This window comes from Streptomyces sp. NPDC001532 (genome assembly GCF_040298625.1).
Classification (GTDB): Bacteria; Actinomycetota; Actinomycetes; order Streptomycetales; family Streptomycetaceae; genus Streptomyces.
In genome coordinates this window covers 100,957-114,905 of sequence record NZ_JBEPAL010000010.1, presented here as the reverse complement: position 1 = coordinate 114,905, position 13,949 = coordinate 100,957, and the positions used below count along the sequence as shown (strand labels likewise).

At 70.5% G+C, this 13,949-nt stretch carries 13 protein-coding genes and 1 pseudogene; 9 read left to right on the top strand and 5 right to left on the bottom strand.

Annotated elements, in window-relative coordinates; translation table 11 throughout:
• Nucleotides 1-522 precede the first annotated feature (522 nt).
• The 3 genes from ABT232_RS12620 (at nucleotide 523) to ABT232_RS12610 (ending at nucleotide 3,107) form a co-directional block, all read left to right on the top strand.
• Nucleotides 523-1,410: an acyl-CoA dehydrogenase family protein gene (locus ABT232_RS12620; RefSeq protein ID WP_351839435.1), complete on the top strand. Its 888-nt coding sequence runs from the start codon at nucleotides 523-525 to the stop codon at nucleotides 1,408-1,410.
• 63 nt (nucleotides 1,411-1,473) lie between these two features.
• Nucleotides 1,474-2,190: an RNA polymerase sigma factor gene (locus ABT232_RS12615; protein WP_351839433.1), complete on the top strand. Its 717-nt coding sequence runs from the start codon at nucleotides 1,474-1,476 to the stop codon at nucleotides 2,188-2,190.
• The gene (locus ABT232_RS12610) at nucleotides 2,190-3,107 is read left to right on the top strand and encodes a CU044_5270 family protein (RefSeq protein WP_351839431.1); all 918 of its coding nucleotides are present in this window, start codon (nucleotides 2,190-2,192) and stop codon (nucleotides 3,105-3,107) included. The genes ABT232_RS12615 and ABT232_RS12610 overlap by 1 nt, the downstream gene beginning before the upstream one ends.
• Nucleotides 3,108-3,730: 623 nt before the next feature.
• On the opposite strand, the gene ABT232_RS12605 is transcribed toward ABT232_RS12610, so the two are convergent.
• The 5 genes from ABT232_RS12605 to ABT232_RS12585 form a co-directional block, all read right to left on the bottom strand.
• Nucleotides 3,731-5,347 carry a Na+/H+ antiporter gene (locus ABT232_RS12605; RefSeq protein WP_351839429.1) on the bottom strand — a complete coding sequence of 539 codons (1,617 nt, stop codon included), beginning with the start codon at nucleotides 5,345-5,347 and terminating at the stop codon, nucleotides 3,731-3,733.
• A 14-nt stretch (nucleotides 5,348-5,361) separates the two neighbouring features.
• Nucleotides 5,362-5,652: an Atu4866 domain-containing protein gene (locus tag ABT232_RS12600; protein WP_351839427.1), complete on the bottom strand. Its 291-nt coding sequence runs from the start codon at nucleotides 5,650-5,652 to the stop codon at nucleotides 5,362-5,364.
• A 196-nt stretch (nucleotides 5,653-5,848) separates the two neighbouring features.
• On the bottom strand, nucleotides 5,849-6,325 hold the full coding sequence (locus ABT232_RS12595; protein ID WP_351839425.1) for a MarR family winged helix-turn-helix transcriptional regulator: 477 nt from the start codon (nucleotides 6,323-6,325) through the stop codon (nucleotides 5,849-5,851).
• 78 nt (nucleotides 6,326-6,403) lie between these two features.
• A complete protein-coding gene (locus ABT232_RS12590; RefSeq protein ID WP_351839424.1) occupies nucleotides 6,404-6,973 on the bottom strand; it encodes a DUF3152 domain-containing protein in 570 nt (189 codons plus the stop codon).
• 463 nt (nucleotides 6,974-7,436) lie between these two features.
• Nucleotides 7,437-10,343, bottom strand: coding sequence for a helix-turn-helix transcriptional regulator (locus tag ABT232_RS12585; RefSeq protein WP_351839423.1), 2,907 nt, complete (start codon nucleotides 10,341-10,343; stop codon nucleotides 7,437-7,439).
• Nucleotides 10,344-11,110: 767 nt separating this feature from the next.
• On the opposite strand from ABT232_RS12585, the pseudogene ABT232_RS12580 reads away from it, so the two are divergent.
• The 6 genes and pseudogenes from ABT232_RS12580 to ABT232_RS12555 form a co-directional block, all read left to right on the top strand.
• Nucleotides 11,111-11,194: pseudogene (locus ABT232_RS12580) on the top strand (hydrolase); the annotation flags it as partial.
• A gap of 30 nt (nucleotides 11,195-11,224) precedes the next feature.
• Complete coding sequence (locus ABT232_RS12575; protein ID WP_351839421.1) at nucleotides 11,225-11,401, top strand: hypothetical protein; 177 nt, start codon at nucleotides 11,225-11,227, stop codon at nucleotides 11,399-11,401.
• 73 nt (nucleotides 11,402-11,474) lie between these two features.
• Nucleotides 11,475-12,023 (top strand): NADPH-dependent F420 reductase, encoded by a 549-nt coding sequence (locus ABT232_RS12570; protein ID WP_351839419.1) that lies wholly within the window; start codon nucleotides 11,475-11,477, stop codon nucleotides 12,021-12,023.
• Between the two features lie 89 nt (nucleotides 12,024-12,112).
• Nucleotides 12,113-12,676, top strand: a complete 564-nt coding sequence (locus ABT232_RS12565; protein ID WP_351839417.1) for an NADPH-dependent FMN reductase — start codon at nucleotides 12,113-12,115, stop codon at nucleotides 12,674-12,676.
• Complete coding sequence (locus ABT232_RS12560) at nucleotides 12,673-13,464, top strand: SDR family NAD(P)-dependent oxidoreductase (protein WP_351839415.1); 792 nt, start codon at nucleotides 12,673-12,675, stop codon at nucleotides 13,462-13,464. Before ABT232_RS12565 ends, ABT232_RS12560 begins: the two co-directional genes overlap by 4 nt.
• Nucleotides 13,465-13,505: 41 nt before the next feature.
• Nucleotides 13,506-13,937, top strand: coding sequence for an ester cyclase (locus ABT232_RS12555; protein ID WP_351839414.1), 432 nt, complete (start codon nucleotides 13,506-13,508; stop codon nucleotides 13,935-13,937).
• The last annotated feature ends 12 nt before the right edge of the window (nucleotides 13,938-13,949 follow it).

The window sequence follows — 13,949 nt, the reverse complement described above, 5'->3', positions numbered from 1 at the left end:
GGTGCGTGCGATCGCAAGGCGCCGGAGCGCCCTCGTGGCGGAGCCACGTGGGTGATTCGGCAACGCGGCGAGCGCGCGTGCCAGGCGCCGCGGAGCAGGCGGGAATTGTCAGACAGGCCCTAGGCGCCGACCACCGATGCCGGGCGAAGCCGGCACTGTGAGTGTGGAGGACCGGAACGATCACAACGATCAGGAGATCACCTCCATGTCAGCGCCTCAGCAACCGGCCGGAACCGCACACGTCCCGGACGCCGTCCCCTCGCGGGCGGAGCTCGTCGCCCGCGCCCTGTCTCTCGGCCCTCTTCTGCGGGCGAACGCCGAAAGGACGGAGCGACACCGCCGCGTCGCGCCGGAGAACCTCGACGCCCTGAGGGCCGCGGGCCTGCTGCGCCTGACGACGCCGAAGGGGCGCGGTGGTTTCGGGGCCTCCATCCGTACGCAGGTGGAGGTTTCGGGGTCGCCCTGGGGCGCGCCTGCCCGTCCACAGCCTGGGTCGCCGGCATCTACAACGGCGTGGAGCCGATGACACTGATGCTGTCGGAGACCGCTCGCGACGAGTTCTACGGGGCGGGGCCCGACGTGACGGTCTGCTCCGTGGCCAGTGTCCACGGCGAGGCGGTCCGTACGGACGACGGTGTGCGTTTCTCGGGCACGTGGGCGGCGGCCTCCGGCTGCGAGGACGCCCGCTGGGCGCTGCTCGGCATTCCGCTGCCGGACGCGGCGGGTGGCCCGCCCTCCGCGGCAACGGTGCTGGTGCCGCTGGAGGACTTGGAGGTGAAGGACACCTGGGACGTCGCGGGGATGCGGGGAACGGGCAGTCAGAGCCTGGTGGCGGACCGCGTCCTGGTGCCTGGGCACCGTGTCATCGGTGCGGCCGTCGCCCCGAGCGGCAGCGCCGGCTCCGGCTTTCCGGCTGCTCTGAAGATCGGCGCCGCGCTCAACCTCCTGGCACCGGTGATCGGCGCCGCGCTGGGCGGACTGGACACCGTGCGTGACACTCTCGCGTCCGGGCGGGGGATCATCGCCTCCGTCTACCGGGACGCCGGCGCGTCTCCGTCGGCGCAGATGTGGTTCGGGGAGGCGGACCGTCTCATCGACCGCGCGGTCCGGCTCATCGAGTCGGCGGCCGACGCCGCCGACGACGCGCTGACCGGCGATCCGCTCTCGTTGCGGGAACGGTCCGCGCTCAGGACGGACATGGTCGCGGCGATCGAGCACTCCCGTGCGGCCATGAGCAGACTGCTCGATCTCAACGGCACGTCGGGGTTCTCGTGGACCCATCCTCTGCAGCGCTACTGGCGCGACATGGAGACCGGAAGCCGGCACGTGCAGTTCAACCCCTTCCTCACCCGCGAGGATTACGGCCGGCTGATCGTCGGCGTCGAGTCCCCGGTCTCCCTCCTGCTGTAGGACTCCCCAACCGGTGTGATGGGCATCACTGCGACAGTGCGCGGGAAGCGGACAGGGACCGACGTGGAAGATTCTCTACGTGCCCGGATCCGGGCGGGCGACGCCCAGGCGTTCGCGCAGTTGTTCCGCTCCCACGCGCCCTCCGTGTACGGCTACGCCACGCGGTTGCTGGGAGACGCGAGCGCGGCCGAGGACGTCGTCTCGCTGACCTTCCTGGAAGCCTGGCGACTGCGCGAGCGGCTGCTGCCGGATGGTGAGTACACCGCGCCGGATCGTCCGGAGGGCGGGGCGGACGACGGTCTGCGGGCCTGGCTGTTCGGCATCGCGACCAATGTGCTGCGCAACTCACGGCGATCCGCCCGGCGGCACCGGGCAGCGCTCGACCGCCTCACGCGGACCCCCGGCGAGGAGGCGATCGTGGTCGACTTCGCCGAGGCGCTGACAGGCCGCATGGAGGACACCGAACGGCTCGCCGCCGCCCGCGCGGCCTTGCGGAAACTGCGCCCGCGGGAGCGGGAGGTGTTCACCCTGTGCGTCTGGTCGGAGCTCAGCTACGCGGCTGCCGCTGCCGCTCTCGGTGTGCCCGAGAGCACGGTGCGCTCCCGGCTCTCCCGTGCCCGGCAGCGACTGCGCCGCCTGGCCGAAGCGGAACTCGCGCACCACCCCGGGCCACCTGGACGGCGTCCGGCCGCCGACGAAGGCCCGGGAGGCCCCTCCCGCAGCGGACAGCAGCCGGTTGTCCCCGTCAGAACACCCCCGTTGAACCAGGAGAGCCACTGATGCACCCCACGGAACGCGAAGAACTGGCCAGGCTACTGCCGACCCCGGATGCGCCGGTCCTGCCGGCTGAACGCCTGGTGCGGCTGGAGACCCACCTCATGCGAGAGATCGCCCTCGACGAGCAGGCGCACCGCACCAGCCGCCCGGGCGGCGCCACCGCACCGAAGCGGCCGCGCCGCCGCCTCGTCTCCCTGGCCATGCCCGCCGGCTTGGCGGCCGCGGCATGCGCGGCGGTTCTCACCCTCGGGCCCGGTGCCGGGGAGCGCCCGTCCGCCAGCCCTGAAGCGGTGGACCTGCTCCACCGCATCGCCGCCGTCGCCGCCACCCAAGACGCCCCGACCGTGCGGGACGACCAGTACGTCTACACCCTGACCCAGGGCACGCAGGAGATCACGGACGTGGGGACCGACGTCTTCCGGCGGGCGGACTGGCATGCCGTCGACGGCCGGCGGGACGGCCTCGCCCGCATCACCGTGCTGTCCGGCCCGTCGGGCAAGGGCACCAGGGACATGGCTCTGGAGGCCGACCCCAACCACACCACGTACAGGGAACTCCAGGAACTGCCCACCGATCCGGACCAGTTGTACGAGCGGGTGTGGGAGGCGACGGAAGGCCAGGGGCCGACGCACGAGGAGGCCGCGCTGGAGGCGATCGGATCCATGCTCCGGGGCGCCACGCTGCTGCCCGAGGTGGACGCCGCCCTCTATCGCGCCGCCGCCAGGATCCCCGGGGTGACCGTGGTGGAGCACGCCGAGGACGCGGCCGGCCGCACGGGCGTCGGCCTGTCCTTCGGTGACGGACGGGAACGTGAGGTGTGGGTCTTCGGGAAGAGCGGCCTGAACTATCTCGGCACCGAGGAGGTGGCACTGCTCGATATCGGCGTGGTCGACAAGGCCGGTGTCCCGGTGCGGAGTTGAGACGTGCCGGGCTGAGGGAGCCGCACGCCGCCAGGTGACCGGCGGCGACCCGGGCCAGTCCTCGGGAATCCCTCCGAGGACTGGCCCGCACTGGTTTCCGTCCGCACCCCGGCCGGCCCTCGGACCGTGACACGCATCACGCTGACGCCCGCGGCGAGCGGACAGGACGGGAGACGGAGGAGATGCCCGCGCCGTACGCCGAACCGGCGTGCCGCCGCTCTCGCGCACTTCCCCGGAGGCAGTCCGGACGGCACGCGCCCCCGACGGCGTGTGCGGGAGCTGAGGTTCGAGGTCTCGTACGACGAAGCCGGCACATGGCGCCCGGTGCCCCGGACCAGGCACGGCAGGCTGGTCCTCGGCCATCCTGCGGCCCCCGGTTCGGTGTCCCTGCGGGTCGGCCTGACCGACGGTCAGGGCAACACGCGCGGCAGACGATCGAACGCGCCTACCTGTTGCGCTGACGAGGCGGTGGTGTCGGCCCGCCTGTCCATGGCGGGCCGACACGGGCCTTCACCACTGGCGCGTGTACGAATCCCGGGAACAGGTGCAGGCGCCCACGCCGGGATCGAGGACGCTCGCCGTCCATCCGCTCGGGCTGCGCATTGCCGAGTGCGCAGCCGCCGCTACCGCGGTGACAAGTCGTCCCGCGCGGGCGGACCGGCAGGCAGGGCCTCGGCGCCCGGCATCCGGGCAGCCTTGAGTGACAGCCGCACATTCTCGGCGTCCAGTACGTCCTGGACGCTGCGCAGCACGATGTCGTCGATGCGTCCCGCGTCCCGCAGCTCCGCCAGGGCCTGCCGTTTGACTCGCAGCAACGCGGTCTCCAGCTGGTGGGCCCCGCGGCTGCGCCGGGCCGCCTCCTCGCTTCCGGCAAGGCGGTCGCGGATGTCGCGTTCCAGGTACGCCGCCGCAGCGGGTGCCACGGAGTAGCGGCGGGCGAGTACGGGCAGCTCGCGCAGGGCCGCGGCGCTGAGGTGCCGGTGGGCCAGCTCCGCCTCGGCCGCCTGCTCCTCGTCGACGTCGAACCGGGCGCGCCGGACGACGGCGGGGAGAGTGGGGCCCAGCACGGTGAGAGTGATGACGATGACCACCGCCGTGATGAACACCACGGCGTCCCGGTGCTCCACGGCTTGCCCCTGCGCGGTCGTGGCCGGGAGGGTCAGGGCCGCCGCCAGGGAGATAGCGCCGCGCATCCCCGCCCAGGCCAGCGGCAGACGCTGCGCCGCCCCGATCCGGCGCTCCTTCTGCGCGGGCCGCCGGTCCACGAAGCGCACCACATAGGGAACCGTGTAGAACCACAGGAAGCGGGATCCGGCGACCGCGGCGCTCACGGCGGCCGCCACCGCCACGGCTCGCAGGAGGTCCGCGGACGTCACGGCCCTGACTGCGGCGGGCAGTTGCACGCCCACGAGTACGAACAGCGCGCTGTTGAGGAGGTGACTTGTGACCTCCCAGAAGGCCGTGGCCTGGACGCGGGCGTCGGGGCTGATCACCCGAGGGCCGTAGCGACTGCTGACCAATCCGCAGGTGACGACGGCCAGCACCCCTGAGACGTGTACGAGTTCGGCGGGCAGGAACGCGAAGAACGGCGTGGCGACGCTGAGGACGCTGTGCAGCAGCGGGTCCTCGAGCCGGCGCCTCACCCGTTTCAGCAGCAGGGCGACGGCGGCGCCGATGGCGATGCCTCCCGCGTAGGACTGAAGGAAGCGCAGTGAGGTCTCCGCCCAGCTGAAGGGGGCGTCCTCGGCCACCACTTCGATGGTGACGGCGAGCAGCACCAAGGCCGTGCCGTCGTTGAGGAGGCTTTCGGTGCGCAGCACGGTCAGGATGCGCCGGGGCATGGCGCGTGCGACGGCGGCCACGGCGGCGGCATCGGTGGGCGCGAGGACCGCTCCGAGCACGAGCGCGATCGGCCACGGGTAGCCGAAGGCGTGGGCCACGACGGCCACGGCGAGTGCGGTGACCAGTACCAGAGCGGTCGACTGCAGGGCGATGCTGCGCAGGTTGTGGCGGATCTCCCGCACCGATGAGGTCAGCGCCTCCCAGTACAGCAGTGCGGGGAGGAAGAGCAGGAGTACCACTTCGGGGGCGAGGGTGATGTCGTCGAACATCGGCGTCAGGCCTGTGAGGCAGCCGGCTCCGAGCAGGACGAGTGGTTCGCTCAGTCCGGTGCGGCGGGCGATCCAGCCGGCGACGAGCACGGCCGTCGCGACGGCGACGATCAGTTCGAGGCTTTCCACGAGCGTATGCCTGGTCAGCGGCCGTCGCGCGGCGCTGCGTCCTCGCGGTACAGGACCAGGTGTTCGTGGTGGAGCACCCCGTCGCGCACGTCACCGGTGGCGGTGAAGCCGCTGTCGTCGACGTGGTCGATGTGGTTGCCGGTGACGGTGTAGCTGCCGGTGTAGGCACTCCGCCGGGTGCCGCGCGCCTCGTCGTAGCGCCCGTCGGCCAGCAGTTCCTGGCGGATATGGCCGTCCGCGGTCACCCACATGCCGACGTAGGGGTGCGGGGTGGCGGAGGGGGTTTGGGTTTCGTCGGTGTTCATGGCATCCACGCTGTCCCAGGTCGCGACGGGGTACCAGGCCGCGTCTCTCCTGGGTGCGTGCCACCCACTCTTGCGGTCACCCGCCGGTCGGCACCCTCGGTTTCACGCCTGCCCGTGATGCCGGCGCCACGCAGCGCATCACCACCACTCCTTCGAGCCGGAGCCTTGAGCGGCGGCCGCATGATCGGCGCGCTCTCTACGCGGGCGCGTCCGTCGCTTCGGCGTCCACCTGGGTGAGGATCCGGTCGAGGAAATCACCGAGGAGCCTCACCTCGTCCTTGGTCAACGGGTCGAAGAAGAGTCGGCGCACCGTCTGTGCGTGGCGGGGCGCGGCCTCCTCGATGGCCTGTCGGCCGGCGGGGGTGAGCCTGACCATGGAACCACGAGCGTCATCGGCGCATGCCTCGCGCGTGACGAGGCCGCGCTTCTCCATCCGGCTGATCTGGTGCGAGAGGCGGCTGCGCTCCCAGTCCACCTCGGCGCCCAGCTCTCTGGCCCGCAGCAGACCTTCGGGAGCCTCCGACAGGGGCGCCAGGAGCGCGTAGTCCGCCGCGGACAGGCCCGAGTCACGCATGAGCTGACGCTCCTGCGCCCGGTGCAGTTCGCGGCGCAGACGCCGGTACTTCGTCCAGACGTCGGCCTCTTCGGCGTTCAGCCACGGCGGTTCGGTCATGACGACAACCCTACCATCTTGTTGACACATCACCTAAAATGGTGGTGGTGCCTACGCCGTGCCGGCCGCTCTCGGAGTTCAAGGGGCCGGCGGACCATCCAGGTAGTTCCCGCTGTCGTCGTAGGGCCATGCGTTGGACAGACAGCCGTGCAGCCCTTTGATCTGCTGCATCATCACGGGTGCCGGCATGCCGGGGCCCGGGCAGCCGAGGTGTTGTGTCAACCCGATGAAGTGACCCACCTCGTGGTTCACGATGAGTGGCCGGTACTCCTCGGCTGTGCCGTCGAACTGAGGCGATCCCGTCAGCCAGCGACGCAGGTTGACCACGATGCCGTCCGGTGTCTCGCAGTTCAGTTCGCCACCGGTGTCGAGACCGTGCTCGGCACACAGCCGGTCGGCTGTCGAGGGCGTGGCTATCTTGATGATCAGGTCCGCCTCCGCAGGATCGGTCTGATGGAACGTCCCGCGCCCGTGGGCTGCCCAGCCGCGGGGGTCGGAGAGGATGGCGCCGATCTCGCGAGCCGTGGCTCGGACGTCGAGGCGGCTGTCGGTCTCCGCCATCACCGCGTAGCCGACGTCGGGGCCCGTACCCGTGGGGGCGACAACGATGTCGGCGGCGACGAAGGTACCACTGCCGCTCTCTGGCACGTCGCGGCCCGCATCGCCATGCGATCGGCTGGTTCTGTGAGCCGACGGGGCCGCGTCCGGAGCGGATCGGGCGGGCTCGGTGGGCTTCGCCGGCGCCCGTTCCGAGGCTGCCGTCCCGGTCGGCACGGGGCGCTTCGCGGAGCTCTTCGGGCTTCCCTCCGATCCGTGCGAGGTGAGGTGGTGGGCGAGGCCGGCAGCCAGGAGCAGCAGAGAGAGATGCCAGTGCCAGCAGACGGCGGAGAGGGAGTTGCCGGCGTCTGCGCCGGGTCGAGCGTCTCGTGCCCAGGGGCATGGTCTGTCCTGTTCCGCTGCACGGACCGGCAGCATGATGTCGGCCGTCACTGACGTGCTCGACGGGAGTCCGGATTCGGAGCTCTCGATGCACGGTCGAGTGTGCGTAGGAGGCACGGGCTCTCGCGTCGGCGGGAAGTACCTATGCCCACCGATCCGGCCTCGTGCCGGGTCAGGTTCCGGCGCGGTCGGACACCCGCAGCCCTTCGACGTGACGCAGCCGGCGGCGTGAGGACACATCGAGTTTGCGCAGGATGCTCCGTACGTGAGCGTCCACCGTGCGAGGGCTCACGAACAGGGCCGTTCCGATCTCCCGGGACGTCTCGCCGCGCGCCACCATCCGTGCCACCCGTAGCTCCTGGGCGGTGAGGGTGTGCACTCCCGTGCTGGGCCGTACGGTCCGTTCACCGGCAGCGCTGAGCTTGACGGCGGCCCTGACCTCGAAGGCGTGCGCGCCGGCGGCCGAGAACGTCGCACGGGCGTGCCGCAGTGGGACCCGGGCCTGGGTACGCCGTCCTGTCGACAGAAGCCATTCGCCCCAGAGCAGTCTGGTACGTGCTGCCTGGAGGACGGCGCCGGCTTCGGTGAGGTGCTCCGTGGACCGCTGGAACAGCGCCTCCGCGCCGAGGCCGCGTTCGAGAAGTGCCGCGGTCCGCAGGTAGAGCCCTTCTGCCCACGGGGTACCGCACACTTGGGCGTGCTGCTTGGCCGTGTCGGACGCGGAACGCGCCCATGCCGGGTGGCCGCAGGCCACAGCCGCCTCCACGCGCTCTGCCGCGAGCAGCCCTCGGTAGCCCGCGTCGATGCCGTCGATGCCGTCGCTGACTCGTTGCGTGGCGGCAAGAGCCGCCTCGGGTCTGCCGACTCCGTTGTACAGGACGCCTTGGGCGTGGGCTGCCGCTGTGAGCAGTGGTCCTTCGCGGCGTTCGGTGGCCTCACGTACGGCGAGGTCGACGAGTGAGGCCGCTCTCGGCTCGTCGCCTCGCCAGGCGGCGAGTGCCAGATCGGCATAGCGCAGTGGTGCGGTGCCCATCGCCTCGGTGATGTGGTGGGCTTCCGACACGCGCTCCTCGGCGGCCGCCAGGTCACCGGCGTGGATGTGCGACAGGGCAAGGTGGTGCAGTCCTACGGGCAGGGCGTCGAAGTCGCTTTCCGCGCGGGCTTCTCGCACCTGGCGGTGGGCCAGTCGCCTCCAGGAATGCGCGTCGCCCATCTGCAGAGCGGCGCTGGTGGCGAGCCGCGTCACGGACGGCTCGCCACGCAACTCCGCGCCACTGTCGATGCCGGTGTCGGTATCTGTATCTGTATCTGTATCTCTATCGGTGTCGGTATCCGTATCCGTATCCGTATCGGTGTCGGTGTCGGTGTCGGTGTCGGTGTCGGTGTCGGTGAGGCAGCGTTCGACCGCCCGGGACATCGCGGTCGCGGCCGCCGCCTGCCCTGCCGTGAACCGGGTGGCCATTGCCTTCAGCAGCATGCCTCCGCGGTCGTCGGCTTCGGTGCGCACGTCGAGCCGCCGCACCCCGGCGACGATGTCCCGCAGTCGGTCCTGGGCCAGGTGCTGCCCGGTGAAGAGGAGGGCGTTGAACGCGTCCAGTAACAGATTCCGGCTCTGTGCGGGGTCGCGGTCCCCGACGAGGAGCACCGCGTCCAGGAGCAGGAGGACCGCTTCTTCGTCGCGGTGGACGGCGTAGGCGACCCGGGCGTGCATCAGCCGCGCGTGGACGCGTTCCGGTTCGGGCAATGGTTCATGTCTCAGGGCGGACAGCAGGGCGAGGGCTTCGGCGAAGGCCCCCGTCTCCTGCTTCGCTCTTGCCGCCGAGAGCAAGCGCGATGCCCGTGTCAGGCGGTCGGCCGTGAGGGAGGCGGCAAGCTCCCACAGGCCTCCGGCGACGGCTGCGCCCGCTCGTTCGGCAGCGGTACGAGCGGCGGTCTCGAGTCGGCCGGCGGCGGTCTCGTCGAAGCCCGCCGCTGCCTGTCCCTGGTGCCAGGCATGCCGGTCCTGATCCCGCACGGCGTCGCAGCACTCGGCCAGGGCGGTGTGGGCGCGTCGCCGTTCGGCCGCGGGAGCCGCCGCGTAGACCATGGATCTCAGGAGGGGGTGCCGGAAGCACATGCGTGTACCGGAGATGTCGAGGATGCCTGCCGCCTCCGCCACCGCGGCGGCATCCTCACCGACGTCCACCAGCGCCGCCGCCTGACGGACCAGGAACGGATCGCCGTCCGGTTCCGCTGCGGCGAGGAGGAGGAACCGTCTCACCTCGGGCGGGAGCTTGGAGAGCCTGGCCCGGAAGGTTTCTTCCAGCCGTTTGGGAGCTCTCACGTTCGCGCTGGTCAGCCGGGCGGTCATCTCCGTCGGTCCGATCCAGCGGGGCAGATGGATGAGGGCCAGCGGATTGCCGTGTGCCTCCGTCAGCACCCTTTCCCGCACCCTGCGGTCGAGCGGCGCCCGAACCGCGCTTTCCAGCAGTTCGCGTGCGTCACGGTCTCCGAGAGGCCTGACCGCGTGAGCCGGCAGTCCCGTCAGTTCGGCAAGACCACCCATGTCCTCGGCGGCGACGATGACGGCGATGCGCCGTGCGCCGACCCGTCGCGCGACGAAGGCGAGCACGGCGAGGGACCCGCGATCCATCCACTGCGCGTCATCGATCACACAGACGACCGGCAGCTCCTCGGCCGCGGCCGACAGCAGGCCCATGACCGCCAGGCCCAGATGCAGGTGGTCGGGAGCAGGCCCGGGACGCCGCCCCAGGGCCACGCCCAGGGCCTCGCGCTGCGGCTTGGGCAAGGTGCCGAAGTGGCCCATCAGCTCGTTCGTCAGGTGCTGCAGCCCCGCGAACGCCAACTCGGACTCGGCCTGCGTGCTCTCCACTCTCACGATCCGCAGCGCCGCGGTGTGCTCCGCGCACACGCTGTCGAGCAGTGCGGTTTTGCCGATGCCTGCCTCGCCGTGCAGGACAAGCACTCCCCCGATTCCGGCGCACGCTTGCGCGACAAGCTGCCTCAGGGCAGCGATCTCCGTGCCGCGGCCCAGCAAGGCCTTGGCGTGCGGCGCCCGCGCCGGCCGAGCGCCCAGCATGTCAACCCCCATGGTCGTACCCCCAGCTCACTTCCCACATGTATGTCCGCATCGCCCTCGGCGGGCAGGTACGGATCTGATCCTCGATCAGCCCCGTCTATGAGGCGTCTATGAGGCGTCTACGGCTGCCTCGCCGGCGGTGGGGAGGTGTGGCGATGAGACCGGTACGCGGTCGGGCGAGCGCACACCGGGTCCGTCACGGAGGTCAGCCAGCCGTAGTGGATCCCGCGGCCGAAGGCCACGTGTCGCGCGTGGTCCCGCAGGACGTCCAGCTCTCCGGATCGCCGCCGCAATCCACGGGTGCGTCGCAGAACAGGAACTCCGGCATGGCGTTGCTCATCATGCGCACGCCGGCCGTGCGTGGCACACCGCCAGGCTCCTCGTCCTGGGCCGGGTCCGGTGCGCGCCTGGTCTTCGTTGCCACCGCCGTCGGACAGTTCTCCTCAGCAGGCGCGCACATGTCCCCTCAGCAGGCGCGCACATGTCCCCTCAGCAGGCGCGCACATGTCCCCTCGGCAGGCGCGCACATGACGTACGTACTTGTCGCCGATGCGCGGTTTGATCCACCGGTGCGATGTTGATCGAGGCGGCCGCATCCAGGGTCGTCGGCCCATCACGATCATCGGAGATGACATGGCAGCCAAGGACATCACCTACACCGGCCTCGACGCCCTCCCGACCCCACAGAAGTCGGTACTGCTGCTGATCGACCACCAGGGCGCCCAGTTCGCCGGCATGCGCAGCATGGACGCCACCGGTGGACCGACATCTGCCTCGCCTGGCCCGCCATCCACGCCCTCGCCGACGGCTACCGCGTCTTCGCCGTCACCGACGCCTCCGGCGCCACCACCACCGAAGCCCACGAACGCGGCATCCAGCGCATGATCCAGGCCGGCGTCATCCCGACCTGCTCCGGCACCGTCATCTCCGAGTGGCAACGCGACTGGGCCCGCGAGGAGACCGTCCCCGGCATGACCGACATCCTCCTCGAACACGGCGGCAGCTTCGGCACCAGCCTCGCCTGGGAACTCCTGCTCCTCGACCAGAACAAGGGCTGACACCCGTTCACTTCCGACGGGTCGTGACGGTGGGCCTGTTGGCGTCCTTTGACACATCAACAAGGAGTCACGCGTGAACATCACAGTCATCGGCAACGGAAATGTCGGAGGCGGTCTGGCCCGCCTCTGGCGGAAGGCCGGCCACCAGGTGACCACGATCGGCCGGGACGGCGGCGACGCCGCCACCGCCGATGTCGTCGTCGTGTCCGTCCCCGGCAACGCCATCGCCGACGCGCTGTCGAAGGTCACAGGCCTCGACGGCCAGGTGACCATCGACACCACCAACCTCTACACGGAGAGGGACGACACCTACCTGTCCCTCTCCCACCACATCAAGGCGATCATCGGCGGCCCCACCGCCAAGTCGTTCTCCACGGTGTTCGCCGCCGCCTACGACGACATCACCACCCAGCGGGTCACCCCCACCAGCCTCTACGCGGCCGAACCCGGCGCGAAGGACCTCACCGAACAGCTCATCCGGGACGCCGGCTTCGACCCGCTCCACATCGGTGACCTCACGCCCGGCGCCCGCCTCCTCGAGGACAGCTCACCGCTCACGCGTGCGATCGCCGCCCGGATCGGCCCCTTCTTCTACCGCTACGGCCGCCCTGGCGAACTCTGAAGCCCAGTCGGCGCCATCTCCTCCTCCCCCGCACAGCACATCCAGCGCATCCAGCGCGTCCAGCACACTTGCTCAAGGAGACACCCGTCATGACCCGCATCGCCATCATCCTCGGCAGCACCCGCCCCGGCCGCAACGGCGAAGCCGTGGCCAACTGGGTGCTGGACATCGCGAAGCAGCGCACCGACGCCGAGTACGAACTCGTCGACATCGCCGACTTCAAGCTTCCCCACCTCGACGAGGTCGCGCCGCCCTCCCTCGGTCAGTACACCCAGCCCCACACCAAGGCGTGGGCCGAGAAGGTCGCCTCCTTCGACGGCTTCGTCTTCGTCACCCCCGAGTACAACCACTCCACCTCCGGCGCCCTGAAGAACGCCATCGACTTCCTCTACGGCGAGTGGAACAACAAGGCCGCCGGCTTCGTCAGCTACGGCAGCGTCGGTGGCACCCGCGCCGTCGAGCACCTGCGCCTGGTCATGGCCGAGCTCCAAGTCGCCGATGTCCGCAACCAGGTGGCCCTCTCCCTGTTCACCGACTTCGAGAACTTCAGCGAGTTCCACCCCGCCGCCCACCAGGAGGGCGCCGTCACCGCCGTCCTCGACCAGGTCGTCGCCTGGAGCGGCGCCCTCGCCCAGCTGCGTGCCGCCGCGTGACGACGGTACCGGGCATCGTGAGCAACATCCTCGAAGGCAAGGTCGTCGTCGTCACGGGGGCCGCGAGCGGCATCGGACGCACCATCGCGATCCGCGCCGCCGTACACGGCGCCAGAGCGGTCATCGCGGCCGACATCCGGGAGACACCCCGCGAAGGCGGTGAGCTCACCGCCGAGGCGATCACCAAGCTGGGTGTCGCTGCCCGCTTCGTCACCACCGACGTCTCCAGCCGGGAGCAGGTGGACCGTCTGGTCGCGGCGGCCGGCGAATTCGGCGGCGTCGACGTCATGGTCTGCAACGCCGGCATCACCCTGCGCCATGACGGAGCCGACGTCACCGCCGACGACTTCCACCGGCTGATGTCCGTCAACGTCGACGGGGTGCTGTTCGGCGCGCAAGCCGCGGCGAGCCAGATGAAGGCACATGGCAAGACCGGCAGCATCGTGCTCATGGGCAGCATGGGCGGCATCGTCGGTGCGGGAATCACCGTCGCCTACTCCACCAGCAAGGGCGCCGTGACCTTGATGGCCAAGGCGCTGGCGGATGCCCTCGGTCCCGACGGCATCCGCGTCAACGCCGTCGCCCCGGGCACCATAGACACCGCTCTGCTGCGCGAGACACCCGACATCGGCGCGGCCGCCGAAGGCTTCCGGCAGCGGACCCCGTTGCGTCGGCTCGGCGCTCCCTCGGAAGTCGGCGACGCCGTCGCCTACCTCGGCTCCGACCTGTCCAGCTACGTCACCGGCACCGTACTGGTCGTCGACGGCGGCCTCACCGCCGTCATCTGACACACCTTTTTTCCCAGCAGCATCTCTCCAAGGAGCCAGCCATGAGCACCGACATCAGCGAAGCCGCGAAAGCGGTGATCCGGCGCAACACCGAAGAGGTTCAGGGCGGCGGTGACTGGGCCCTGTACGACGAACTGTTCTCGGACGACTTCGTCGACCACACCCCGCAGCCCGGCCGTACCCCGGACAAGGCAGGCGCTCTGGAGCTGTACCAGACTCTGCGCGCCGCCTTCCCCGACTTCCACGCCGTGATCCACTGGCAGGCCGCCGAGGGCAACCTCATCACGACCTACAAGACCTACCACGGCACGCACAAGGGCGAGTTCTTCGGCATCGCGCCCACCGGGCGTGAGATCCACTTCGAAACCGTGGATGCCATGCGCGTCGTCGACGGCCGGATCACCGAGCACTGGGGTGTGGCCAACCTCTTCTCACTCATGGAGCAGCTCGGCGCGCAGCCGGCCGCTCCGTGACCCACCCGGCGC

Bases quoted from the DNA above. Each gene is read 5' to 3' on its own strand.
- ABT232_RS12620 (WP_351839435.1), top strand. From the start codon at position 523: ATGACACTGATGCTGTCGGAGACCGCTCGCGACGAGTTCTACGGGGCG.
- ABT232_RS12610 (WP_351839431.1), top strand. From the start codon at position 2,190: ATGCACCCCACGGAACGCGAAGAACTGGCCAGGCTACTGCCGACCCCG.
- ABT232_RS12600 (WP_351839427.1), bottom strand. From the start codon at position 5,652: ATGAACACCGACGAAACCCAAACCCCCTCCGCCACCCCGCACCCCTAC.
- ABT232_RS12595 (WP_351839425.1), bottom strand. From the start codon at position 6,325: ATGACCGAACCGCCGTGGCTGAACGCCGAAGAGGCCGACGTCTGGACG.
- ABT232_RS12585 (WP_351839423.1), bottom strand. From the start codon at position 10,343: ATGCTGGGCGCTCGGCCGGCGCGGGCGCCGCACGCCAAGGCCTTGCTG.
- ABT232_RS12575 (WP_351839421.1), top strand. From the start codon at position 11,225: ATGATCCAGGCCGGCGTCATCCCGACCTGCTCCGGCACCGTCATCTCC.
- ABT232_RS12565 (WP_351839417.1), top strand. From the start codon at position 12,113: ATGACCCGCATCGCCATCATCCTCGGCAGCACCCGCCCCGGCCGCAAC.
- ABT232_RS12555 (WP_351839414.1), top strand. From the start codon at position 13,506: ATGAGCACCGACATCAGCGAAGCCGCGAAAGCGGTGATCCGGCGCAAC.